23 protein-coding genes, 1 tRNA gene and 1 pseudogene are annotated in these 24192 nt (G+C 66.1%); 14 read left to right on the forward strand and 11 right to left on the reverse strand.

Features of this window, described 5'->3' with window-relative positions; genetic code table 11:
* The first annotated feature begins 30 nt into the window (after positions 1–30).
* Genes CIW48_RS20055 through CIW48_RS20070 form a run of 4 tightly spaced genes read left to right on the forward strand, consistent with a single transcriptional unit; the run spans position 31 to position 4766 of the window.
* Positions 31–1275, forward strand: a complete 1245-nt coding sequence (locus tag CIW48_RS20055) for an AAA family ATPase (RefSeq protein WP_149312346.1) — start codon at positions 31–33, stop codon at positions 1273–1275.
* Between the two features lie 57 nt (positions 1276–1332).
* Positions 1333–2775: a CpaF family protein gene (locus CIW48_RS20060; RefSeq protein ID WP_149312347.1), complete on the forward strand. Its 1443-nt coding sequence runs from the start codon at positions 1333–1335 to the stop codon at positions 2773–2775.
* Between the two features lie 4 nt (positions 2776–2779).
* A complete protein-coding gene (locus tag CIW48_RS20065; protein WP_149312348.1) occupies positions 2780–3757 on the forward strand; it encodes a type II secretion system F family protein in 978 nt (325 codons plus the stop codon).
* A gap of 31 nt (positions 3758–3788) precedes the next feature.
* A complete protein-coding gene (locus CIW48_RS20070) occupies positions 3789–4766 on the forward strand; it encodes a type II secretion system F family protein (protein ID WP_091786929.1) in 978 nt (325 codons plus the stop codon).
* 25 nt (positions 4767–4791) lie between these two features.
* On the opposite strand, the gene CIW48_RS20075 is transcribed toward CIW48_RS20070, so the two are convergent.
* Positions 4792–5025: a GcrA family cell cycle regulator gene (locus tag CIW48_RS20075; protein WP_091786927.1), complete on the reverse strand. Its 234-nt coding sequence runs from the start codon at positions 5023–5025 to the stop codon at positions 4792–4794.
* Positions 5026–5428: 403 nt separating this feature from the next.
* Between CIW48_RS20075 and sseA the strand changes: the two genes are divergently transcribed.
* A complete protein-coding gene (sseA, locus tag CIW48_RS20080) occupies positions 5429–6277 on the forward strand; it encodes a 3-mercaptopyruvate sulfurtransferase (RefSeq protein ID WP_149312349.1) in 849 nt (282 codons plus the stop codon).
* Between the two features lie 217 nt (positions 6278–6494).
* Here the strand turns inward: sseA and CIW48_RS20085 are convergent, their stop codons facing one another.
* The 4 genes from CIW48_RS20085 to CIW48_RS20100 are packed head-to-tail and all read right to left on the reverse strand — an operon-like array spanning position 6495 to position 9725.
* Complete coding sequence (locus CIW48_RS20085; RefSeq protein ID WP_149312350.1) at positions 6495–7319, reverse strand: FTR1 family protein; 825 nt, start codon at positions 7317–7319, stop codon at positions 6495–6497.
* A 53-nt stretch (positions 7320–7372) separates the two neighbouring features.
* Positions 7373–8806, reverse strand: a complete 1434-nt coding sequence (locus CIW48_RS20090; protein WP_149312351.1) for a 4Fe-4S binding protein — start codon at positions 8804–8806, stop codon at positions 7373–7375.
* Entirely contained in the window at positions 8803–9144 is a 342-nt protein-coding gene (locus CIW48_RS20095) for a cupredoxin domain-containing protein (protein WP_091786989.1), read from the reverse strand. Before CIW48_RS20095 ends, CIW48_RS20090 begins: the two co-directional genes overlap by 4 nt.
* Before the next feature lie 17 nt (positions 9145–9161).
* On the reverse strand, positions 9162–9725 hold the full coding sequence (locus tag CIW48_RS20100) for an iron transporter (protein WP_197739359.1): 564 nt from the start codon (positions 9723–9725) through the stop codon (positions 9162–9164).
* Positions 9726–10078: 353 nt separating this feature from the next.
* Between CIW48_RS20100 and CIW48_RS20105 the strand changes: the two genes are divergently transcribed.
* Positions 10079–12205, forward strand: a complete 2127-nt coding sequence (locus CIW48_RS20105) for a carbohydrate porin (protein WP_149312352.1) — start codon at positions 10079–10081, stop codon at positions 12203–12205.
* 97 nt (positions 12206–12302) lie between these two features.
* On the opposite strand, the gene lipB is transcribed toward CIW48_RS20105, so the two are convergent.
* The gene (lipB, locus tag CIW48_RS20110) at positions 12303–13034 is read right to left on the reverse strand and encodes a lipoyl(octanoyl) transferase LipB (RefSeq protein WP_149312353.1); all 732 of its coding nucleotides are present in this window, start codon (positions 13032–13034) and stop codon (positions 12303–12305) included.
* Between the two features lie 89 nt (positions 13035–13123).
* Between lipB and CIW48_RS20115 the strand changes: the two genes are divergently transcribed.
* From CIW48_RS20115 to CIW48_RS20125, 3 genes are all read left to right on the forward strand, one after another.
* Positions 13124–13429, forward strand: coding sequence for a FliM/FliN family flagellar motor switch protein (locus CIW48_RS20115; protein WP_020095633.1), 306 nt, complete (start codon positions 13124–13126; stop codon positions 13427–13429).
* Between the two features lie 121 nt (positions 13430–13550).
* A tRNA-Leu gene (locus CIW48_RS20120) sits at positions 13551–13635 on the forward strand.
* An 863-nt stretch (positions 13636–14498) separates the two neighbouring features.
* Positions 14499–15665: a Fic family protein gene (locus tag CIW48_RS20125; protein ID WP_173009323.1), complete on the forward strand. Its 1167-nt coding sequence runs from the start codon at positions 14499–14501 to the stop codon at positions 15663–15665.
* 22 nt (positions 15666–15687) lie between these two features.
* On the opposite strand, the gene CIW48_RS20130 is transcribed toward CIW48_RS20125, so the two are convergent.
* Both CIW48_RS20130 and CIW48_RS20135 read right to left on the reverse strand, forming a co-directional pair.
* Positions 15688–16722, reverse strand: coding sequence for a tyrosine-type recombinase/integrase (locus CIW48_RS20130; protein ID WP_149312355.1), 1035 nt, complete (start codon positions 16720–16722; stop codon positions 15688–15690).
* Positions 16694–16954 carry a hypothetical protein gene (locus CIW48_RS20135; RefSeq protein WP_246695339.1) on the reverse strand — a complete coding sequence of 87 codons (261 nt, stop codon included), beginning with the start codon at positions 16952–16954 and terminating at the stop codon, positions 16694–16696. The genes CIW48_RS20130 and CIW48_RS20135 overlap by 29 nt, the downstream gene beginning before the upstream one ends.
* Before the next feature lie 513 nt (positions 16955–17467).
* Between CIW48_RS20135 and CIW48_RS20140 the strand changes: the two genes are divergently transcribed.
* Positions 17468–17758, forward strand: a complete 291-nt coding sequence (locus tag CIW48_RS20140; protein ID WP_173009324.1) for a helix-turn-helix transcriptional regulator — start codon at positions 17468–17470, stop codon at positions 17756–17758.
* A 100-nt stretch (positions 17759–17858) separates the two neighbouring features.
* Here the strand turns inward: CIW48_RS20140 and CIW48_RS20145 are convergent, their stop codons facing one another.
* Both CIW48_RS20145 and CIW48_RS20150 read right to left on the reverse strand, forming a co-directional pair.
* Positions 17859–18395 carry an SMI1/KNR4 family protein gene (locus CIW48_RS20145; RefSeq protein WP_149312358.1) on the reverse strand — a complete coding sequence of 179 codons (537 nt, stop codon included), beginning with the start codon at positions 18393–18395 and terminating at the stop codon, positions 17859–17861.
* A gap of 162 nt (positions 18396–18557) precedes the next feature.
* Complete coding sequence (locus CIW48_RS20150; protein WP_149312359.1) at positions 18558–19256, reverse strand: glyoxalase superfamily protein; 699 nt, start codon at positions 19254–19256, stop codon at positions 18558–18560.
* A 1236-nt stretch (positions 19257–20492) separates the two neighbouring features.
* Here CIW48_RS20150 and CIW48_RS20165 point away from each other — a divergent pair.
* The 4 genes and pseudogenes from CIW48_RS20165 (at position 20493) to CIW48_RS34125 (ending at position 23037) form a co-directional block, all read left to right on the forward strand.
* Positions 20493–20792 (forward strand): hypothetical protein, encoded by a 300-nt coding sequence (locus CIW48_RS20165; protein ID WP_149312362.1) that lies wholly within the window; start codon positions 20493–20495, stop codon positions 20790–20792.
* Positions 20793–20887: 95 nt separating this feature from the next.
* Positions 20888–21457: a hypothetical protein gene (locus tag CIW48_RS20170; protein WP_149312363.1), complete on the forward strand. Its 570-nt coding sequence runs from the start codon at positions 20888–20890 to the stop codon at positions 21455–21457.
* Positions 21458–21521: 64 nt separating this feature from the next.
* Positions 21522–21908 (forward strand): hypothetical protein, encoded by a 387-nt coding sequence (locus CIW48_RS20175; RefSeq protein WP_149312364.1) that lies wholly within the window; start codon positions 21522–21524, stop codon positions 21906–21908.
* 746 nt (positions 21909–22654) lie between these two features.
* Positions 22655–23037: pseudogene (locus tag CIW48_RS34125) on the forward strand (hypothetical protein).
* On the opposite strand, the gene CIW48_RS20190 reads toward CIW48_RS34125, so the two are convergent.
* A complete protein-coding gene (locus CIW48_RS20190; protein ID WP_149312366.1) occupies positions 23034–24077 on the reverse strand; it encodes a tyrosine-type recombinase/integrase in 1044 nt (347 codons plus the stop codon). The pseudogene CIW48_RS34125 and the gene CIW48_RS20190 sit on opposite strands and share 4 nt — an antisense overlap.
* Positions 24078–24192: the final 115 nt, after the last annotated feature.

The raw sequence follows: 24192 nt of genomic DNA on the forward strand, positions 1-24192 counted from the left end.
CGCCCCGAACGCGAACCCGAAAGCGCCGTCATGGCAGATCTGTCCGAGTCAACCGAGCGCATGATCGCCCCGGTTCCCCGGATCACCATCCAGGCATTCTGCGAGACCGGCGAGACCGCCGCGATGATCGAGGGTGCGGCCCTCGACCGGCGCATGCAGAAGGCGCAGGTCAAGGTCCGGATGGGCGGCGGCGGCGGCGCAATCGAGGCCTACCGGCACGCGCCGACTCCCAACGTCATCATCATCGAGATCCAGGGGGCGCGCTCGAAGCCGATCGAGTGCCTCGACGCCCTGGCCGAAGTCTGTGACGAGGGCACCCGCGTCCTGGTGATCGGCCATGTCAACGACGTCACGCTCTATCGGCAGCTGATCCAGCGCGGGGTGTCCGATTACCTGATGGCACCGGTCGAGCCGCTGACACTGATCGCGGCAATTTCCGACCTGTTCACGGCTCCGGGCGTCAAGCCGGTGGGGCGGACCGTGGCGGTCTACGGCGTGAAGGGTGGGATCGGCGCCTCCACGGTAGCGCACAATTTCGCTTGGTCCGTGGCCCGGAGCCAGGGCGTCCAGACGGTGATCGCCGACTTCGACATCGCCTTCGGAACCGCCTCGCTCAACTTCAATCAGGACCCGCCGCAGGGCATCGCCGAGGCCGTGTTTGCCCCCGAACGCCTCGATTCCGCCCTGGTCGAGCGACTGTTGTCCAAGTGCAGCGACAACCTGAGCCTGCTCTCCGCCCCGGCGAGCCTGGACCGGACCATCGACCTGTCCGAGCCGGCCTTCGACGCCCTGATCGAGCACATGCGGGCAAGCGTGCCCTGCGTGGTCCTCGACATCCCGCATCAGTGGAGCGCGTGGTCGAAGCGGGTCCTCACGGCGGCGGACGAGATCCTGATCGTGGCCGGCCCTGACCTTGCCTGCCTGCGCAACGCCAAGAACCTCCTCGGCGCGCTGAAGCACGGGCGCCCGAACGACCAGCCGCCGCGCATCGTGCTGAACGGCGTCGGCGTGCCAAAGCGCCCCGAAATCGGCACCGCCGAGTTCTCCAAGGCCCTGGAGGCCCCGGTCGCCCTGACGATCCCGTTCGAGCCGACCCTGTTCGGCACCGCGGCCAACAACGGCCAGATGATCGCCGAGATCCAGGCCGGATCGAAGGTGGCGGAGCTGTTCAACGATCTGGCCGCCATGACCCTTGGGCGTACCGAGAGCCGGCGGAGCCGGCCGAGCCTGCTGGAGCCGCTGCTCGCCAAGCTCGCCGGCCGCAAGGCATCCTGATGCGGACGCGATCCTTGGCCCGGCAGACTCGGCAGGTCAGCGTCGGGGATCTGACCCATGTTCGGTAGGCGACAGTCCGGCAGCGCCGCGGCGGCGGCGCCGGCGATTCCGCAGCCGCGGGCCGTGGCCCCGACCCCGCCGGTCCTGCGCGATTCGCCGGCGCCCGCCCCGCGTCCGGCGCCGGCGGCGCCGGTCGTCGTCGAGACCACGCGGTCGGAGGATTACTACCGCACCAAGAGCCTGATCTTCGGCGCCCTGATCGAGGCGATCGACCTGACGCAGCTCTCGCGCCTCGACGCCGAGACCGCGCGCGAGGAGATCCGCGACATCGTCACCGAGATCATCGGGCTCAAGAACATCGTCCTGTCGATCTCCGAGCAGGAGGAGCTGCTCGACGACATCTGCAACGACGTGCTGGGCTACGGTCCCCTGGAGCCGCTGCTCGCCCGGGACGACATCGCCGACATCATGGTCAACGGCGCCCACCGGACTTTCATCGAGGTCAACGGCAAGATCCAGCTGACCAGTGTGCGGTTCCGCGACAACCAGCAGTTGATGAACATCTGCCAGCGGATCGTCAGCCAGGTCGGGCGCCGCGTCGACGACGCCTCGCCGATCTGCGATGCGCGCCTGCCGGACGGGTCCCGCGTCAACGTCATCGCGCCGCCCCTGGCGATCGACGGCCCGGCGCTCACCATCCGCAAGTTCAAGAAGGACAAGCTGACCCTGGAGCAGCTCGTGCGCTTCGGGGCGATCTCGCCCGAGGGCGCCGAGGTCCTGAAGATCATCGGCCAGTCGCGCTGCAACGTGGTGATCTCGGGCGGTACCGGCTCGGGCAAGACCACGCTGCTCAACTGCCTCACCGCCTTCATCGAGCACGACGAGCGGGTCATCACTTGCGAGGACGCGGCCGAGCTGCAGCTCCAGCAGCCCCACGTTGTGCGCCTGGAGACGCGGCCGCCCAACATGGAGGGCCAGGGCCAGGTCACCATGCGCGACCTCGTGAAGAATTGCCTGCGCATGCGTCCGGAGCGGATCATCGTCGGCGAGGTGCGCGGACCGGAGGCCTTCGACCTGCTCCAGGCGATGAACACCGGCCACGACGGCTCGATGGGCACGCTCCACGCCAACAGCCCGCGCGAGTGCCTGTCGCGTATCGAATCGATGATCTCGATGGGCGGCTTCACCCTGCCGTCGCGGACCTTGCGCGAGATGATCTGCGGCTCGATCGACGTCGTGATCCAAGCGATGCGCCTGCGCGACGGCTCCCGGCGCATCACCCACATCACCGAGGTGCTCGGCATGGAGGGTGACGTCATCACCACGCAGGACGTGTTCCTCTACGACATCGTCGGCGAGGACGCGAACGGCAAGCTGATCGGGCGCCACCGCTCCACCGGCGTCGGCCGGCCGAAATTCTGGGAGCGCGCCCGCTACTACGGCCTGGAGCAGCGGCTCGGCGAGGCGCTCGACGCCGCCGAGGTCGTCGACCGGAGCTGAGCCGATGGCGGACGCCTCAAACCTGCCGATCGCCGCCGGCCTCGTCGGCATCGCGGTGGCCGCCATCGCCTACGTGGCGGTCCTTCCCCTGCTCGGCGGCGAGCGGCGGGCCAACAAACGCCTGAAGACGATCAGCGTCTCCGCCTCGGGGGCGGCGACCCGGGGCATAGCGGTCAACCGGCGCGAGCAGGTCGCCAAGACGCTGAGCGAGATCGAGGCGAAGGCCAAGGGCGCCTCGAAGGCCAGCGTGGAGCTGAAGCTCGCCCGCGCCGGCCTCGGCTGGACGAAGCAGACCTTCTATATGGTCTCGGCTTTGAGCGGCGGCGTCCTCGGGCTCCTGATCTTCGTGATCACCGACAACGCCCTCGCGGCGCTCGGAGCTGCCTTCGCGGGCGGCTTCGGTCTGCCCGCCTGGCTGCTGCGCCATTTGCGGCTCAAGCGCATCGCGAAGTTCAACAAGGAACTGCCCAACGCCGTCGACGTCGTGGTCCGCGGCATCCGCACCGGCATCCCGGTGGGCGATTGCTTCCGCATGGTCTCGCGCGAGGCCGAGGAACCGGTGCGCAGCGAGTTCCGGACCGTGGTGGAGACTCAGGCGATGGGCCTGTCGCTCGGGGAGGCGTGCACGCGCCTGTTCGAACGCGTGCCCACGGCCGAAGTGAACTTCTTCGCCATCGTGATCAACATCCAGCAGCAATCGGGCGGCAACCTTTCGGAGGCGCTGAACAACCTCTCCGTCGTGCTGCGCGACCGCGCCAAGATGCGCGGCAAGGTCCAGGCGATGAGCATGGAGGCCAAGGCCTCGGCCTCGATCATCGCTTGCCTCCCCTTCGCGGTGGCGGGCATTACCGCCCTGACCAGCCCCGACTACATCTCACTGCTCTGGACGACCGATACCGGCAAGATCGCCCTGGTCGGCGCGGCAATCTGGATGTCTATCGGCGTCTTCACGATCAAGAAGATGATCGCCTTCGAGTTCTAGGCGCGGTGCGCCCTCTGCCGGATCCCGCCCGATGATCGACGACATCGCCGAGAAGCTGTTCGATCCCCGCTTCATGGGCACGCTCCTGACCGCCGTCGCGGCGGCCGCGACCGCCTACGCGGTGGCACAGCCTTTCCTGGAGACCGACAGGCTCGGCAAGCGGATGAAGCTCGTCAGCGACGAGCGTGAGCAGATCCGGCGGCGCGAGCGGCTGAGCGCAGAGCGGACCGCCAACCGGGCCACGCTCCGGACCGAGCCGAAGGCCTACATGAAGTCCATCGTCGACCGGTACCAGCTGCGGCGCTGGCTCGGCACGGACACGGCCAAGCGCAAGCTGATGCAGGCCGGCTATCGCGGCCAGGGGGCGGAGACCGCGTTCCTGTTCTTCCGCCTCGTCGTGCCGGTTGTCGCGGTGATCTCGGCCCTGTTCTACCTGTTCGTGCTCGAGGTGCTCGACGCCTCGTACCTCGTGCGGTTCGGGCTGGTGATCGGCGCGGCCTATGCGGGCATCAAGGCGCCGGAGCTGTTCTTGGTGAACACCGCCAAGAAACGCCAGACCGAGATCCGGAAGGCGTGGCCGGACGCCCTCGACCTCACGCTGATCTGCGTGGAATCCGGAATGGCGATCGAGAACGCGTTCCGGAAGGTGAGCACCGAGATCGCCACGTCCTCGGTCGTGCTGGCCGAGGAGCTCGCGCTGATGACCGCCGAGATGTCGTTCCTGCCCGACCGGCGCCAGGCCTACGAGAACCTCGTGATGCGCACCGGGCTCGAGCCGGTGAAATCCGTGGCGACCGCGCTGATCCAGGCCGAGCGCTATGGTACGCCCGTGGGTCAGGCGCTGCGGGTGCTGAGCCAGGAAAGCCGCGACCTGCGCATGAACGAGGCCGAGAAGAAGGCGGCGGGGCTGCCGCCCAAGCTCACCGTGCCGATGATCCTGTTCTTCCTGCCCGTGCTGTTCGTGGTCATCATCACCCCGGCGGTCATCCAGATCATGCGGACGCAGTGACCTCCGGGATGCGACAGGACCGGATTCAGCGGATGCGGCCGGGCCGGGTCGGCTCGAACACGATACGACGGTGATAGGCACACCAGCTCTTGCCGTCGGATACGGGCGCCCCGCAGCAGACGGCGCGGTCGTTCGGCTCACCGATGATGTACTTGCACACGAAGGCACCGGACTGCGCGAATGGCACGCGCAGGTCGGCCGACGGCTCCTGTACGGTCTCGGCGTCGCCGATCTGGGACATGCGGACGAGTTGATTCATGGTATCGATCGGCTCAATAAGCATCCTGCTCGGTGGGTCGGGCACCCCGGCAGATAGGGAAATTCGAACGCATCTCGTTCAGGCGACGTCCCCGTTTCGCGTCCACAAGCGGGGGCGTCCGGGGCGGCCAACACGATGCCGGCCGAGGGGCCGACGCGATTGGCGTCATCATGTTGTCGTAACTGGGGTTACGGTTCTTTAAAACAAGACCAGCCTGCGTTGGATGCATCGGACCACGGTGCAGGATGCGTAGCTCGCGCCATTCCACCCGCCTTTCGATTGGCATTGGCGCGGCTGACGAATCCGCCCGAACGCCCGCGCGTGTCGGCAGGCCGGGCGTGCAACGCGGTGCAAGCTGTGGTTCTGTGAGCGCGCAACGCGAACAGAGCCGGACCCGCCGACCATGGCCCATGCGCCCCTCGTGTCACCCGAATGGCTGCACGACCGCCTCGCGGCTCCCGACATCGTGGTGCTCGACGCCTCTTGGTACCTGCCCGCCGCGGGCCGTGATCCAGAGGCCGAGTTCCGCGCCGCCCATATTCCCGGTGCCCGTCGCTTCGATCTCGACGCCATGAGCGACACCGAGTCGAGCCTGCCGCACATGTTGCCGCGTCCCGAGGTGTTCGCCGCGCGGATGCGGGCCCTCGGCATCGGGGACGGCATGCAGCTCGTGGTCTACGACGGCCAGGGGCTGTTCTCGGCTCCGCGGGTCTGGTGGATGCTCAAGAGCTTCGGCGTGCGCGACGCGTTGGTGCTGGACGGTGGCCTCCCTGCCTGGGTGGCGGCGGGCTACCCCACCGAGGAGGGCGAACCGCGCGCGCCCGAGCGGCGGCACTTCACCGCCCGTCTCGACCACGGCGCCGTGGCGGACGCGGACGACGTCGCCCGTGCCTTGGATACCGGCGCGGCCCAGGTGGTCGATGCCCGCTCGGGGCCGCGGTTCCGCGGCGAGGAGCCGGAGCCCCGCCCCGGCGTCCGGCCGGGGCACATGCCCGGTGCCCGCAACCTGCACTACGCGGCCCTCCAGCGCGACGGCCGGATGAAGAGCCCCGAGGAGCTGAAGGCGGTCTTTGCCGAGAACGGCGTCGATCCGGACCGGCCGGTCGTGACCACCTGTGGCTCCGGCGTCACCGCCGCGATCATCGCGCTGGCGCTGGAGACCATGGGTCGGCCGGCGCGGGGTCTCTATGACGGCTCCTGGTCGGAATGGGGCGCCGATCCGGCCAGGGCAGTGGCGACCGGAGCACCGTAGCACGCCTCGATCAGAAGCCGGGTGGCGGACGGATTGATGCGCGCCGCCCCCTGCCGCGGGCGAGATCCCGCTTGAACCGGCCGTCTCCGACAGACCGTGTCGCCTGCGCGACGCTTCAGGCGCAGGATCCCGGATCACCCTCCAGGGCATCCGGGCGCCCAAGATAGGGTTTCGCCCTGCGCCCCGGGAAGATCCCAGGACCTGTAGCAGCCGAGGCTTACGCCGTCCGTACCGCGCGGCGCTTGTCGGCGGCGCTCCACTGCATAAGGCAGACCATCACCGCGATGGTGGCGACATAGACCAGACCCTGAAGTGCAGTGGGTCGGTCGGTGTAGCCGACCAAAGCATGCAAGACGCGGCCCGGCCAGGAATTCTCGGCGATCATGCCGGAGCTGTTCCACAGAGTGTGACCAAGGACATCCACTACGCCGGCATTGGCCAGGAACTGCGCCGCCTGCGCGGCGAGGCCGGCCGCGAGGAAGATGATCAGCACGCTGGTGATCGAGAAGACGTACCGGCTCGGGATCGCGGCGAGGCCGAGATAGGTCACCGCCGAGAGGAGAACGCCCGCACCGATGCCGGCGACCGCTCCGAACTGAATGTCGGCCCCCGAAGTGCCCGAGGCCACGAGGCCGTAGAGGAACAGGACCAGCTCGGCCCCCTCGCGCAGGATCGCGGCGCCGATAACGATCGAGAGGGCCGCCGCCTCCCGCTCGCCCGAGCGCACCGCCGCACCGGCGGCGCGCAGCTCGCCCGCCAGCTCCTTGCCATGCTTGCTCATCCAGGTGTTGTGCCAGATCAGCAGCAGCACGGCGACGATCAGCACCGCGGCGTTCAGGATGTCCTGCCCGCTGCCCTCGAAGGCGTCAGAGATCTTTTCCGCGAACAGGGCCACCAGGGCCGCGCCCGCGAGGCCCCCGGCAACGCCGAGCAGGACCCAGCGCATCCGGCCCGGGATGCCGCGGGTCGCCGCCAGCACGATGGAGATGATGAGGCCTGCCTCGATGACTTCGCGGAAGGCGATGACGAAGGCGCCGATCATGGCGGTCTCCAGGGGTTACGAGGTCGTGTGAAGCACCGCGCGCGAACCGCGCGCTACCAGATCCAGAACAGGAGCACCCAGTTGGCCACCGAGAGGGCGGTCGCTGCGGCGATGCAGGCGGCGGCCGCCACCCTGCGGAGGCCGCCGGCGGCGAGACCCGCCACCCGCCAGGCCAGCCAGATGCTCCACAGGCTCGCACCGGCGAGCAGGGCCGCGCGGATCTCCGCCACGTAGGGGATGACGATGCCGTCGCCGCGCAGGAATGTGACGGTGAGCGCCGACAGGCCCAGGAAGACGCCGCAGCCCGCGACCGGGATCAGCGTCTGAGTCAGGTGGTGGAAGCGCCGGAGCGACCAGCCTCCGAGGCTCAGGGTCGCGAGCGCCACGATCCCCGACAGGGCGAGCCCGAGGACGGCCGTCGCGGCGCCGATGTAGGCGAGCAGCAGCGCACCGTCGAGGAGCGTCATGACGTCGTTGCGGTCGGGATAGTTCGTCAGCACGAACCAGGGCGCCGAGTGCTCCAGGGGCCACGTCGTCCCGTGCTCGATGAGCCAGGTGGCCGCCCATTGCTTGGCGTCGACGTACCAGGGGCTCGACGACCATTGGAAGGCCCCGACCGCGAGCGCCAGCATGCCGAACAGGATCAGCATGGTCTGGTCGAGGCTGGGCTCCTGGCCGGCCACGTGGACGATCTCGTGGTTGGGCGAGCGCAGGGCGAGGTGCACGGCGCCGCGATGGCCGCTGCAGCGCCCGCACATGTGGCAGGCGCCCGCGCCGCGCATGGTCTTCACCGGCACGAGGGGCGCGCAGTTGAAGACCTCGGTGCCGCCGACCGGCTTGGGGGAGGCCGCCCAGGCGGCGCGGTCGACCTGGAAGCTCACCGGCGCGAGCTTCGACAGCACCGCGAAGACTCCGTTGACCGGGCAGAGATAGCGGCACCAGACGCGCTTGTTGCGCCCGTAGAGCAGGCCGACCACGATCGCTGCCAGCGTCGAGCCGCCGAGCACCGCGAGCACCGGCTTCGGGTAGCCGTAGACGCTGGTCATCTGCCCGTAGACGGTGGTTCCGGCGAAGGCCACGAACGGCCAGCCCTGCCAGGTGATCCAGCGCGGCACGGCGTAGCCGCGGCTCCAGCGGCTGGCGAATTCGCTGAGAGCCCCTTCCGGGCAGAGCACGCCGCACCAGGCCCGGCCGACCAGCACCATGCTGACGAGCACGAACGGCCACCAGATCCCCCAGAAGGCGAACTGCGCGGCCAGCGTCAGGTTGGTCCAGATATGGGCGGCATTGTTGGGCAGCGGCAGGAGGGCCGGGACGACCACCAGCACCGCGTAGACGGCGACGATCAGCCACTGCACGGACCGGATGATCCAGCCGTACCGGCGCAGCCCATCACCGAACCGGGCAAGCCGCGCGTCGATCGCGGACCGGCGCGGCCCGGCGCGGGTCAGGACCAGGGGGCCGGGCGCTGTCGTCGACGCGCTCATTTGGCCACCAGGGTTGCCTTTGCCTCCGGGTGGAAATCGTCGAACACCTGATAGGTGCCGGCATCGAGGGTGCGGAACACGATCGCCGAGGTCGATCCGGCGGCCAGCGCCTTCTCGCGCTTGAGTTCCGTGCTCTCGAATTCAACCGGGGTCTGGCCGGTATTCGAGATCTCCAGCTTGAACCGGGTGTTGGCCGGAACCTCGATCACCGTCGGGATGATCACGCCGTCACGCATCTCCACCTTGATGACCGGCATGTCGTCGGCATGCGCGGGCGCGGACGCCGCGGCGATCAGCAGGACGACGGCGGAGACGATTGAACACGGCACGCGGGACACGAACAGCTCCGGCAAGTTCAGTAGGCGCCCTTCTTGCCGACGCCGGCGAAGGTGAAGTCCTGGGTCACCTCGAAGGGGTCGAACCAGGGACCGACCCCCGTCTCCTTGTCGACGTGGCGGCCGAAATGGCTGTCCTTGCCCGGGGGCGCCACAGTGACCTTGAGTCGGTAGCGACCGGGGCCGAACAGCTTGACGTTATCGCCGTAATGCGGCCCGTCATTGGCGACCATCGGCATCAGCATGCCCGAAACTGTCTGGTCAGTGGGCTTGTCGCCGTCGAGCTTCACCGCCTCGAAGCGGATGTCGAGCGCCGGCACCCAGTCGCCCTCGGCGAATCCGTTGCGGTTGTCCTTGGCGGCGCGGATATCGGTCTCGAGGTGAATGTCCGACTTGGCGGCCTCGCGCATCATGCCGGGCGGATCCATCTCGATTGGCTGCAGATAGACGGCGGCGACCTCCAGGCCGTTCCGCGTCACGTGCGGACCGATCGGCACCTCCTTGGCCAGTGCAGCGCCCGCGAACGCGAGGAGCGAGGCTGCGGCGAGGCCGCGGAGAACCGGGATGATGTGCGACGCGTGCATGCGACCGCACATAATCCACCCGGCTCGAAGTTCAAACCGGAATCGCGCGAACATCAAATAATAACAATTCTAATCTGAGACCTTTTCGAATCGACATGACCGTATTCGCATGTCTTCCCGGCGGATAGCCACGCTCATAGCGCATTCTCAAGAAGATGTTCGCGACGCATTGTCTCATTGGATCTTGACGAGTCCGGCCGAGCCCGGATTGTCATGCCGGCGCCATACAGAGAACCGAAGATGCGGAGTGGAACAGCCATGATCTGCGCGATGGCCTGTGGCGAGACGGAGCGCTGCGGCTTGCGCGACGCCGAGTCTCGTTTTAGCAAGTGCTATACTTTTCTGTAAATTGGATGAGAACCCGTTCCGTGCCCCTGGTCCGCACCGCAGCGCTCATCCTGACCGCGCCCCTCCTCGCGCCCGTGGCCGCGCGGGCAGCTGATCTGTCCGCCCCGCGCTCCGCCGCCGCCATGCCGGCCTATACCGACTGGTCGGGGGGCTATGTCGGCCTCGAGGGAAGTGCCGGCGGATCCTACGGAGCCTACAATTTCGGTCCGACGACGATCGGCGGCCGGCCGATTCCGACCTTCAAGAGCGGCGATTCCACCGGCCGCAGCGACCGGGGTCGGAACGCCACGACGGCTGTCGGTGGCCTGTTCGGCGGCTGGAACTGGCAGGCCGGACCGTGGGTCTACGGCATCGAAGCGAGTCTCGACGCGGCGAATCTGAAGCGGCCCGTCCCTTCGACCATCGCAGGGTTCGGCTACGCGGACGTGGATCCGGCCTTCAACGTCGTGCGCGCCAAGACCGATCTCTACGGCACCCTGCGCGCCCGACTCGGCTTCAGCTTCGACCGCTATCTGATCTACAGCACCTTCGGGCTGGCGGGGGCGAACGCGCACTTCCTCGCGAACTATCCGGATCTCGACGCGGGCGGGCAGACCAGGGCGCGGCAGGACCTCGGCTATCTCGGCTTCACCCTCGGCGCGGGCGTGCAGTACGCCATCACCGACAGCCTCGCCCTGGGCATCGACTACCGCTACATCGATCTGGGCGGCAGCCGGCGCTTTCCGCTGGGCGCAGTGCCCGGCGACGCGGGCGGGCCGGTCACAACCCGGGCGAGCTTCAATTCCAACCAGCTGTTCGCGCGGCTGATGTGGTTTCCGGACGGCCTGAAGGTCCCGCAGGACCCGGACGAGACTGCCCCGCACGACCCCGACAACGGCGATACCGGCCGCTTCTCGCTGCACGGCCAGACGACGCTGATTGCGCAGGGCGTGCCCGGCTTCCGCTCGCCCTACGAGGGCGCGCAGAGCCTGATCCCCCACCAGGCCCGGCAAACCACCACGGCCACGATCTTCCTCGGGCTCAAGCTCACCGACACCACCGAGGTCTACTACAATCCCGAGTTCAGCCAGGGCTTTGGCCTGTCGCGGACCTTGGGCGCCGCCGGCTTCGTCAACGGCGAGGCCCAGAAGGCCGGCGCCCCATTCCCGAAGCTGCGCTCGAACCGCTACTACGTGAAGCAAACCTTCGGGCTGGGCGGCGAGACCGTGGAGGTGCCGGACGGTCCGAACCAAGTGGCTACCCGCTACGATGCCGAGCGGATCACGCTGATCGCCGGCAAGTTCGCGCTGGGCGACTTCTTCGACGGCAACATCTACGCGCACGACCCACGCGTGGACTTCTTCAACTGGTCGCTCTGGGGCTCGTCGGCCTGGGACTTCCCGGCGAACCTCCCGGGTTTCACGCAGGGGGTCTACGCCGAATACAACCGGCCGGAATTCGCGATCCGCGCCGCCTACACGCAGGTGCCCAAGGAGCCGTCGAGCGACGTGCTCGATCCGCGGGTGTTCCGGCGTGCTGGGCTGAACGTCGAGTTTGAGGAGCGCCACGTCCTCCCGTGGCTGGAGCAACCCGGCAAGATCCGCATCGGGCTGTTCTCGAATGTCGGTGTCTCGGCCAACAACCGCGACGTGGTCAGCCTGACGCAGCTCGGCCTGTTCGACGACATCAACGACGCCGTCGCGGCGACGCGGCGTCCCCGCCGCAAGACCGGTGGCTACATCAACCTGGAGCAGGCGCTGACGCCCGAACTCGGGCTGTTCGCCCGGGCGAGCCTGAATGACGGGCGCACCGAGAACATCTCCTTCACGGACATCGACCAGAGCTTTTCCGGTGGCCTGTCACTGAAAGGCAAGGCCTGGGACCGACCCGACGACACGGTCGGAATCGGCGCCGCCATGAACGGGCTCTCGCCCTCGCACCGGGCCGCCTTCGCGGCCGGCTATCTCGGCCTGCTGGTCGGCGACGGGCGCCTCAACTACGGGACCGAGCGCGCACTCGAGACCTACTACGCCCTGAACCTCACGAAGTTCGTCACCCTGACCTTCGACTACCAGTTTATCGACAATCCCGGATACAACCGCGATCGCGGCCCCGCGCATTTCTTCGCCTCACGGCTGCACGCGGATTTCTGAAAGACGTGGCCGTCCCGGGGAGAGGCTCGGGAACGCGACCTGCACCCTTGAGAAAGGCGGCGGCCGCAGCCGCCGGAGGCATCGCCGGCACGCCCGATCACTCCGTCGCCTCGATCGCGGTCGCCCCGAAGATCGCCTCGAAGGCGGCTCGGAGCTGTATGTCGACCTCCGGCATACTCACCGGCAGGCCGAGATCGACGAGGCTCGTGACCCCGTGCTCCCGGACGCCGCACGGCACGATCCCGTCGAAATGCATGAGATCGGGCTCGACGTTCAGGCTGATGCCGTGGAAGCTGACCCAGCGGCGCACCCGGATGCCGATCGCCGCGATCTTGTCCTCGACGCCCGGCCCCTTCTCGGGCCGGCGCACCCAGACGCCGACCCGGTCCTCACGGCGCTCGGCACGGACATTGAAGGCGGTGAGCGTCTCGATCAGCCACGCCTCCAGGCTCGCCACGTAGGCACGCAGGTCGCGGCTGCGCCGGTCGAGGTCGAGCATCACGTAGGCGACCCGCTGACCCGGCCCGTGATAGGTGTACTGCCCGCCTCGCCCCGTGGCGTGGACCGGGAAACGGTCCGGCGTCACGAGATCCTCGGACCGGGCTGAGGTGCCGGCCGTGTAGAGCGGCGGGTGCTCCAGCAGCCAGACGCATTCGGGCGCCGCGCCGCGGGCGATCGCCTCCGCACGCGCCTCCATCCAAGCGAGAGCGGCCTCGTAGCTCACGGGCGCGTCGCTCACGCGCCAGCCCACCGGGCCGGCGACCGGACCGGAACCAGGCTGCTTCGGAAAGGCGTGCGGGCTGACCGTGAGGCGCGGCGCGTTTACCAAGAGTTCACCATCCTGCGTCGATGGTCGTAGCCTTCAACATCCGCGGCCGGCGGTTGCAAGGTTTCGGCCGCGAGACGGGGTGGCAGGCGGTGGCGGTCTTCGAGACCCTTAAGGTCGATCTGACGGTGGTACTGGGCCGTGCCCGCATGCCGCTGCACATGCTGCTGCGCATGGGCCGCGGCGCCGTGATCGAGCTGGAAGCCAGCGACAGCGACATGGTCGAGATCCTGGCCAACGACCACCCGATCGCCCGCGGGCAGATCGTGGTGACCGGCGACCGCATCTCCGTCGAGGTAACCGAGCTGATCCGCAAGGCGGCCTCGATCGTCGAGCCGGGCGTCAGCATCGGCGACGGCGCGGCGCCTTTCCTGGAGGGCGGCTACGATTCCCCGTGAGCGGGGCGCTTGTCGGCGGCCGGACGATCTGTTATCCGCTGCGCCGCGCGACACGAAAGCGGCCCCGGGTTCTCCCGCGGCGCGCGACGGTCGGGCAAACGGACCGGTCTTCGCGTCCGATGCGGCCATGGCGGAATTGGTAGACGCGCTAGCTTGAGGTGCTAGTCCCGCGAGGGGTGGAGGTTCGAGTCCTCTTGGCCGCACCAACTTGTTTTTGTTGGTGTTTTCTCTCTTACATTAGATCATGGGTCACGGGCCGCGACCGCGGTTTGCAGATCCGTTTGCAGCGGACGTTCGATAGGCGTTCCGGCATACCGTTTGGCGGCTGGTTACAGGCCGGCCCATCGCGATGCTCAGGAGCCATGTGTTCCGCGGAACAATTCGCCGCGTGTCCGGCTCCTGCCTTCTTTCTCGACGGCCCGATCGCGCGACCGCTGACTAACGCAGACGACTGTGCGCCGGAATTAGCGCGCCGCATGCAACGCAGCTTGGATCGCGCCCTGCTAATTCCAACGCGAAACGCGCTCGCTTGGAATTAGCGCGCCGCATGCAACGCAGCTTGGATCGCGCCCTGCTAATTCCAACGCGAAACGCGCTCGCTTGGAATTAGCGCGCCGCATGCAACGCGGCTTGGATCGCGCCCTGCTAATTCCAATGCGAAACGCGCTCGCTTGGAATTAACGCGCCGCATGCAACGCGGCTTGGATCGCGCCCTGCTAATTCCAACGCGAAATGCGCTCGCTTGGAATTAGCGCGCCGCATGCAACGCGGCTTGGATCGCGCCCTGCTAATTCCAATGTGAAACGCGCTCGCTTGGAATTAGCGCGCCGCATGCAACGCAGCTTGGATCGCGCCCTGCTAATTCCAACGCGAAATGCGCTCGCTTGGAATTAGCCGGCAGCACGAAGCTCGCCAATTATGCTCTCGAACCCGCAACCAACCCGCGGAGAGCAGCGCTGTCGCCGACCGTGCTGTCTGCCCACACGAGATTTCCAACCGAACGGTCATTTCGTTGAAAAGTGCGGCTGAGACCTCTAGGGTCGACCAGGATCGCCAGAAATCTCAGGCCATGGACATCGCTGCTTTTTCTGCCTCTCCGTCGGGGCAACTCATAACGACGATTGAAGGCAGCCAAGCCTTCGTGCCCAACCCCTTGCCTCCCGCAGGCATTGATTTCACTGCTGCGCTCGGAAATCTTGCCGTGGCTTCTCAAGCCCTCGGCGAGCTGAACGGCATCGGAAGAACGCTTATAAATCCTTATCTGCTGATCAGACCACTTCAGCGGCGCGAAGCTCTGTCATCTTCGAGCATGGAGGGCACATATACTACGCTGTCAGAGCTTGTCCTGCTTGAAGCGGGCGCAAATGAAGCCAGCATGGCCCATGATACTCGCGAAGTACTAAATTACGTACGCGCTCTGGAAACAAGCATCTCTCGATTAGACGAACTTCCTTTGTCCCTTCGAATAATTCGCGAGGCGCACGAGGTGCTACTCCGGGGCGTGGGAAGACATCGGGGAGCCATCATTCGCGCAGGCGAACTAAAGAGAGATCAGAACTGGATCGGCGGTAAAGGGAAGATAGCTACGGCTCGGTTTGTCCCCCCGCCTCCGAAAGAAGCAGAGGAGGCAATGAGCGATCTGGAGAAATATGTAAATCGCCAGAACAGGGATGAAATGCCCGCCTTGATCGATGCGGCATTAGCTCATTACCAATTTGAAACAATACATCCATTCCCAGATGGAAATGGGCGCGTTGGCCGCATGTTCATTACTCTGATGTTGATGGAAAGGAAGGCGCTAGTACAACCATTGCTATACATGAGTCCGTTTTTCGAAGAAAATAAAGACGAATACATTGATCTTATGTATCAGGTATCCTGCCATGGAACCTGGATACCTTGGATCAATTTCTTTCTTCGCGCCGTAACCGAGTCATGCCAGCAGACAATCAGAGTTGTCGAGCGGCTACAGGACCTTCAGAAATCTTATCGGGATCGTTTTCAAAAGGCCCGCGGGTCTGCTCTCGCACTACGCATCATAGATCTGGCATTTGAACGGCCAGCGAGGAGCATTCCAGAAATAGCCGAGCTACTCGAAGTCAGCTGGCAGGGCGCATCGAATAACATAAACAATCTAATCGATGCAGGAATTGCTGCGGACGCGGGAATGAAGCACCCCAGGATTATCGTATTCCCGGAGATACTTGCCGCACTCGAGCCGATATCTCAAGGCTAAAGTGGAAGATTGTTCTGACCCATTAAATTCGGTTCCTTCGGTGGGCGTTGAGCTTCACGATCGCGCCGCGCGCCAGATCCTTCGTCCGGGCCAGATAGACCTCGATGATGCGGTTCACCGAAGCCACAGTGTGGCCGGTGATTGCCGCGATCTCCTGCGGTGTGCAGCCGGCCTCCGACAGCATGGTCACGGCCGTCCCGCGCAGGTCGTGGAAGTGCAGGTCGTCGGCCATCGCCGCCTTCCGGTAGGCCAGCGCCCACGCGTTCTTGAACGCGTCGTCAGTCCAGGACACGCCGGTTGGCCGGGTCAGCACCGTGGTCGCTCGACGCGGCGCCACATCGAGGGCGCGCTTCAGCGCATCCGTGCACGGGATCCAGACCGCCCTCCCCGTCTTGCCCTGGCGCAGGGTGATCGCCTCGCCGTCGTAGGCCGACCAAGGAAGGCGCAACAGGTCGCCGCGGCGCTGACCGGTGTGCAGCGCCAGGTCGAGCGCGAGCCGCAGCTCGGCCGAGGCCGCGCCGGCGAAGGCCTCGACGTGATGAGGCAGCCAGATCAGCTCGGCCCGCTCCGCGCGGTAGGCACGCTCGAACGTGTCGATCGGATTGAGCTCGATCAGTCCGCGGCCCAGTGCCCAGGAGAATACGCGCTGGAGCGCGGCCATCTTGTTGTCGGCCGCCCGCGGATGCGTCTCCGCCATCTCGTCGTGCCAACCGAGGAAGATCGGCCGGCTCTTGCGGTTCTGGACGTGCACGAGCGGCGTGTCGCCCCAGCGGTCCTCGACGGCGCGCAGGTTCAGCCGGCCGATATCCTTCGTTGAGTCGGCGAGCTTTCGCCACTGATTGGAGGCGCAGTACTGCCGGATGAGACCGGCCACCGTGTCGCTCTCGGGCGGGCGCGTGGGCTTCTTCTCGGCCTCGTGCCAAGCCGCGACGAAGGCCTGCGACCCCGGCTCGCCGGGTAGCTTCGTCTTCGTGCGACGGTGGTAGTAGTGCGTGCTGCAGGAACCGTCCGCGAGCTTGCGCCGGACCTTATTGATGCCCTTGAGCTCCACGCGCATTCCGCCGCGCCCAGTCGTCGAATGAGGAGCTGGCATCCTTCGTGAGTCCCGACAGGTGATCAAGGGCGGCGTCGATGGCCTTGCGGTCCCAACGATGCGTGCCCGGGATCGGGCCGGGCACGATGCGGCGCTTCACCCACGTCTGGAAGGCATCCACAGTCTCGCAGCCGCAGTACTCCGCCGCCTGCTCGGCCGTGAGGCCGCGCTTGGGGATATTGAGCGGGAGCGGCATGACCGCCCGGGCCCTACTCATTGGCGAGCCACTCGGGCGCACCTGAACGAATACCCAACGTCGGCGGCCGCACCACCACTCTGCCCTCGCCCCGGTGAAAGCGGTTTGGATGCCGCTCTGCTGGCGCAACCATTCTAGACCCAGCCTCGCCTTGTCAGTCACGGCCCAACGCCAGCGCAACGGCGAAAGACAGCTGGGAGTCGAGCTTGCACAGACAGCAAAGTTGAGCAAGCTCGATCAACCAACATCACCAAATATCAAGCGCGTGTCCAACCCATGTCGAATGTATATCCAAGTAACTTGGATACGGAGGGCGGCGGATTACGAGCCTTTTGAACCGGTCAAGCGGAGAAACATCCAAGTTGGTTGGATGAGTCCGCGTTCTAAAATTCTGAAGCCCTGTCTTGCGATATCCGCCGCGGAGGGTGCGCCTCGATAGCCAAAGTTTGCAGCGCGTGGGCACTGAGGGCCACGCAACACGTGAAAAGCCCGCGAGGTCACCAAGAGATGGGTATGACGACGATCCCGGCCCAGGTCGTTCATCAGCAGATGATGGACGAGGATCCGGCATACCGGGCCGCCTGGGAGGCAAGCGAGCTCCCCATGATGATCGCCTTCGCGCTCTGTGACGCCCGGCGGCGGGCGAACCTGACCCGCGCCGAGGTGGCGAGCCAGATCGGGGTATCGGAGGCGGTGGTCGGCCGGTGGGAACGAGGGGTGAGGGTGCCCAGTCTCGCGTCGCTGCGCCGGTATGCCGACGTGACCGGATCGCGCCTTCGGATCGACTTGGTGGACAAGTCCTGACCGATCAACCCGTCCGCTAGCGACCCAAATCGGACGCCTCAAACAGCGCATCAGCCTTCCGAAAGCGGACGATCCCTCTTTAATGCGTTGAGCGTCGAGATCAAAGGTAATCGGGTATCAAGCTGGCCAGGAAATCGGCGAAGCTGTTCTCCACGACGCCGATGGAATTCCAATCGTAACCCCGTGCCCCGAAAGTCTTGGACTTGATGACGATATATAGGATGCGCCCATGATGTTCGGGCGTGAGATCAATCAGGCAATGACCATAGCCGGCGTCGAACGTCAGCGGGTAAAGTGCATCGGGGAGACGTGGTCCGGAATTGCCGTAGAGCGGGTCGAGATACCGCTGCCGGGTTTCCGCGAGCGCATGTGGACCACCGATCGCACCGACGTCGATCCTCTTTTTCTTCCCGTTCGCAAAGGTGGTTTTCGCCTTGAAGCAGAAGATCGATTTGCTGCCGAGTTGACGCGCCCCGTACGCGAGCCAGAATGCCTTGAGGTCTTCCGGCATGCGCACGTTCTCGGACAGTTCGAAGTCCTCGATATCCTTCGGGGTCACCGGTTTGGGAGGGCGTCCCATCTCGTCCGGCAAATCGAGAAGCGAGCGCAACGCCTCGTGCATCGTGATGTTTGTCAACCGAAGATCCGATGTCTGTCTTCTCGTATTATCGCCCGAAAGCGGGCTGCCTGAAAACCACCCATGCCAGTCGTCCTGACTGTCGTGAGCGCTTCCCGAGACAGGCCATCGGCACGGCCGGATCGGCTTGGCGCTGCATCCACCAAGCCGACGGCGCGAGTTCTACGCCACGGCCGCGAAATCGAGGTTCATCGGGGCGATCCTTTGTGGCGTGAGATCATCGGTCACGTCCACGGATTCATCCACTTCCGCGAAGCGAAACCGCCGCGCCCATACGCTTCCGCCGCCTCGAAGATAAAATCCGAAGTGGATCGACCGAGCATCGGGGGGAACATCGAGGACGATGGACCTATCCTGCCAATCGACGGTGCCGGTGAGTGGGCCTTCGCTTGCGCGTCCCTCCATGTTGTCGAAGGCGATGGCGCGGGTCTTGTCGCCGTCGACGCGAAACCAGATCGTGGCCGCCCCCGTTACCGCGTCCGCCTTGAGTTGAGCTTGGAGCTGAAGGCGTTTGCCCCGGTATGCGTCTGCCCTGAAGCGCTGCATCAGCGTTCCGAATCCAGATCCACGATTGCCCGGTATCGGTTCCGCATAATCGGCTCTGTACCGGATGAGTGCGCAGCTCTCCTTGGGATCGAACCCCATCTCGTAGTCGTCGCTGCGCGTGCCGCCGATGTTCCAACCCTCTGGTATCCGCAGGGGTGGTCGGTCGAGCTGCGCCGCGAGCGTGTTCCAGTCACGCCACCCGAACTGGCGAGCCACGCATTCCAGGCTGTCGCTGTGGGTTATCTCGATATGCCGTTCGGCGAGCGCTTGGCGGAGGTTCTTCGCCATCGCCTTCGGGTCACGGGGGGTATGCATGCGTCCGATCCTTCAACCGGGCGATCTCGGATATCGGGGCTCGCATTGCCGACGGGACCGCCCAGAAGGTCAGACCTGTTCGAGCGCATGAGTGCATTCACCAGACCTTGCGGCGCGAGCGGCAGGCTGCACTGACCGCAGCCAAAAAAGCGTCGGCTGGAGCGGCTGTCAAGCGGAGCGTGACCGGTGTGATCGAGATGTGAACCGTTGGGGCAGCGACGTCCGCTTCCATTGGGTTGTCTCCCGCAACCGGACAGTCAGGAAACCACCCATTGTGGACGGGCCCAGGCAGCGGATACCTGCTCTCAAGGAGCCGTCGTCGAGAGGAATGGCATAAACAGCAACGCTTAGATCGGCTCCTTCAGCCGAGCGCCCGGTCCGCCACCATTCATATCAATGAATTGCACGCCAGCTCTCTCGAAAGCCAATCGCAGCAGGGCGCGGTTACCATCCCGCATTCCGCCCCCTTTCTCGAAGGCTCGGATCGTTACCTTGCTGAGCCCGACCACATCGGAGAGGTCCTGCTGAGTCCAGTCTAGGAGAGCTCGCGCCACACGGCATTGAACGGGGTCGATCGTGGCTCCGCCAGACAGCGCCGCGGGTGGTGACGTCCCAGTGACCCTGGTCCGTAGGTCCGCCGTGGCCCTCCGTACGGCATCTATAGCCTCTTCGGCCGTCACGCTGAACCACTCGCCGTGAGCGCGTGAGGCGGACAGTATGGCGTGAGCTGCCCGTTCGACGCTCACCGCCCGCAGGTCCTCCCCAATCGCCTCAACGTGCGCGAGCGATAGGCGAAACGGCGTACCGGTGCGTAGGGCCGCGAGACGCTTCTGCGGGTCGCTTGCAATCCCTATCTTCACCGGACCGCCCTCGGCCTGAATGACGTAGACGTTAGCTTGGCTTGGGCTCGAAGCAGACGCACTCTCGGCCGCCTTCACTGCTGAAGGTAACTCCCGCGTCTCCGAAGGCGCTGCGCAGCTTCTCAAGGTTAGCTCCTGAGCTGCGGAGGGGCCCATAAGCCGGATTTTCCATCCGCTGGATCGTGGGCAGCGACAGACCAGAGCGCGCGGCTAGATCGGCTTGGGACCAGCCAACTAGATCACGTCCTGCCTTCACCATTCCGGCCGATCTCATGTCTCACACATAATCCCTGATGTACAGAGCTTGACGCCCTGGGCCTCTCTGGTTAGGTTTAGCGCATAACGAGTGCCGCGTGAACCATCACCGAGGTCCCTAATGTCCCTCCAGCGCCGCCTCTCCTGGAATACCGCCCTCCGCGATGTGCGCGACGATCGCGCCAAGGTCCCGGCCGGGCTGCTCGCGGCGAAAGCCTCGGTCAACCTGACGGTCCGCACGAGCCGCCGCCCGCTGGTCGTGGCGGGCAAGTTCGACCGCTCGGCCATCATGCAGGCCGCTGCGAAGGCCGCCCGTGCCCACCAGGAGCGGTTCGGCTGCGCCTGGGCTGAGGCGATGTCGGTGGCGCTCAAGGCCGCCTGGGGCGCCGCCAAGCTAGCTCGCCACATGGCTGCGCACTGACCTCCTGATCGCGGCGCCGGATTGGCGCCGAAACGGGACCCCGCTCCTCACCCCCATCGAACTCGCCACCACGAGCCCTCACCGGAGCCCGAACGATGTCGCACGCCCGCATCCCTGATTTCAGCCCTCGGCCAATCGCCCTAGCAGCCGCAATCCGCACCCTGGCGGCCGACCCAGTGCTGGCTGCGGCCGACCCAGTGCTGGCTGCGATCGACACCCACGCTGAGGCCTGGGCCGTTCGTGCCGCCGCCGATGCCGGCTGGCAGTTCGAGATCGCCGAGATCCAGCTGTGTGCTGCGCTCGGCAATCTGCTCGCCACCCCATGCAGCTCCCACACCGGCGCACTCGCCCTCATCCGTCATCTGCGCTGGCTAATCCGTCAGGAAGGGATCACCGCGGAGACTGACGGCTGGTTCGACCGGTTCGTTCTCGCTCGTGAAGCCGACCTGTCGCGGTTCGTTGGCTCGGATCTGCTGCCCGCGGCCGCGCCCACGGGTTGTCTTGCACAACAGGCGGAGCGGCGCGCGCCGCCCTGCCGGACTGAGGCCCCGCGCGAGGCAAGGCAGGGCCTGCTGCGCGTGTCCGGCCTTGCCGGCGAGGTCCTGGCTGCAGTCGCCATCATCGGCGCAGGCGCCGTCCTCACTGGTCTCGCTACGCTGCTCTGACCCCTTCCAGCCCCCCGGGCTGCGGGCCGGAGCGCTCGCGAGCCCCCCATCCGGAGACATCGATATGGCCCAGACACCCAAGAAGCCGCAGCTCGAGGCGAGCCCGACCCTTCGCGACCGTGCCGAGACGTTGCGCGCTCGCGTCCCCGACCGTCCCGCAGACCCGATCTTGGCCGTGATCCGCGATGGCCGGAAGCTTCAGGCTGCCTGCGAGAAGGCGCGCGCTCTGCCGAACGCCCCAGACGGGGGGCGGCCTCAGGCCGAGAACGAAGCGACCGACGCCCTGCTCGACCATCTGCGCAGCCCACTCCTAGAAAGCTCGCCCTCGACACCGGTCGGTGCGATCGCGCTGGCGAGGTACGCGGTCGATGTCCAGCGGTTGCTCGGCGTCGACCTGTCGGAAGACATGTTCCGGGTCCTGGAGCTGATCGCTCGCGTTCGACTGGCCTGAAATTCTGAGGGCGCGGCCAGTGCCCGCTGCGCCCTGGACTCCTATCCTCCAACCTCGACCACCGCGACGCATCCGATCAAGGCGGTGGCGGAGATTTCATCGATGGGTGACGTGTTTCGGTTCCCAGGGCTCGCGGCCGCCGGCGGGCAGCTGACCGCCCGGGCCCTTGATCGAGCGGCGCTCCGCGCGGAGCTTGAGGAAGCGGCCCGAGAGGCCATGGACACTGCCGAGCGCATCATCGCGGCACTTGACCGTTTCGATGATGACGCCGGCGTGAGCAATCCCAGGGATGGGGCTGCCCCGGTCGTGTGGTTTCCACGGTCTAGCGCCGCATCCTCGGAGCAGGGGTAGGCGGACTTTGATCATCGCGGCTCCCGAGCCTCCTGACCTCGACGAGCCGCACGCGCCATCGCGATCAGTTCGGCGGCCATTAGGGGGCGAGGCGGGAGTGTATCTGGGCGCGCACCTTTTTCGGATGGGCGAGGCGCGGGAGGAGCCGGGAGCGACCGAGCTGGCCAGAGCCGAGTGAGCCGTCCCACTTTCCGCGGAGCAATCGCCACCATGCATATCTCCCCAAAGCCAAGCCGGAGGGCTCAGTAGAGGGTCACGGGACCGCGTGTCAGGGGCGCTCAGGCAGGACCGGGGGCTAGAGCCTCGCGCCTCCCGCATGCAGGCACCCCTGTGCGGGCTCGCTCGGCGCTCTACTGCTACGCATTATTCACCATCGGTGTCGCAGTCCGCCTCACATGCCCATCCGGGGCCAGCATCGCCTCTTCTACCCGATCGACTGGCCACAGTTCTCGATGGCCATCCGGTTCGGTCGCGCGCAGGGGTGTTGTGAGAGCTGCGAGCGGCCGCACGGGCGGGTGGTCTTCCATCTCGGCGATGGGCGATGGTGGGATGCAGACGCCGGCCGCTGGCGAGATGGCTGGGGCCGTCGGATCCGGGGCGCCGTCGAGGCCGACATCCTCGCGCGGGCGCGCCGAACCCGCGTGATCCTGGCCGCGGCGCATCGCAACCACAACACCGCGGACTCCACGATCGGCCGGAGCATCAGAGGCGTCGGCGGCTCACCCTGTCTCGGCGCAAGGCGCTCGGGGACCTCTTTAACGGCCCGTATGCGGTTTAGAGGCCGGCCATTCCGGCCGGGTTCTGACGAAATAGCTGCCCCGATCGGATGTAGCCCGCCGTCGTGTCGAACTTCCGATGTCGGAGCTGTCGTTGGATGGCATGCCCCGGCGCGTCATTCGCAGCGGCCGAAGTCGCCAAACCGGAGCGGAGCGAGTGGCCGGCATAGGCCGCTGCCTTTTTGGCTGCCTGCCGCGGTGTATCACCATCCGCCAAAGCGGCCGCCTCAACCGCACTCTTCACGATGGTAGCGACGCTCTTGCCCGTGAGAGCTCGATCGCGGATCCGGTCGTTTCGGGCAATGGGCCGGAACGCGGGGCCGGCCTTCAGCTTCGACGCCTTGAGCCAGGCTCGATAGGTCCGCACCGGACAAGTCTCGGGGTTTGAACCGTACGGAACACCGATCTCAGCTCCCTCGCCCTTCTGATCGGTCTTGGTCCGCGCCAAGTGGATTACCAAGCCGTCGGACCGCTCCTCGATCCAAGAGGCGCCGTCGCTCTGGGCGATCTCCAAAGAAGCCAGCTCAGACCGGCGCAGCGCCGCAGCGAAGCCTACCAGGATCAAGGCACGGTCTCGCTTGCCGGTGAGGGTGCGCGGGAGCGCCTCGACCGCCCGGCGTAGCTCCATCGTCATCAGCGGGCGCTTCTTCGCCGCCGGTTGCCCGTGGGCTCGCTGTAGCCCCACCCAGGTATCTCGGAATGCAGGCGAGGATGTGTTGAGCACGTACCCAGCCGCGGCATGGTGCTCCCGGATCGCTACAAGGCGCCTGCGCAGTGTCGCGACCTTCAAGGTGCTGGCGTGGTCCATCAGGTAGCCCAGCAGGATCCCGGGTGCGGCGGGTAGCGCGCAGGCGCCACGTGCCTCGCACCATGCCTCGAACGCCCACACGTCGGAGGCGTAAGCCCGGCGGGTGTTAGCGGACCGGGCGAGGGCGGCATAGTCACGAGCCTGATCGGCGAAGCGCTCAATGTCGATGGAGATGAGGGCGGAAGGGTGCTCAATGGCAACCGAATTCTCTAGGCTGATGAGATGGTTACCCATCGTTTCCTCGAAGGTTCGGTAATATCTGATTATCGTTTGTCAGGAACCTCCTTGGGAGGCTTGCAGCTGCACAAGCTATAATGGCGCGGATCAGTCGATGTTGCTCGATTGAGCT

Source organism: Methylobacterium sp. P1-11 (genome assembly GCF_008329595.1).
Classification (GTDB): Bacteria; Pseudomonadota; Alphaproteobacteria; order Rhizobiales; family Beijerinckiaceae; genus Methylobacterium.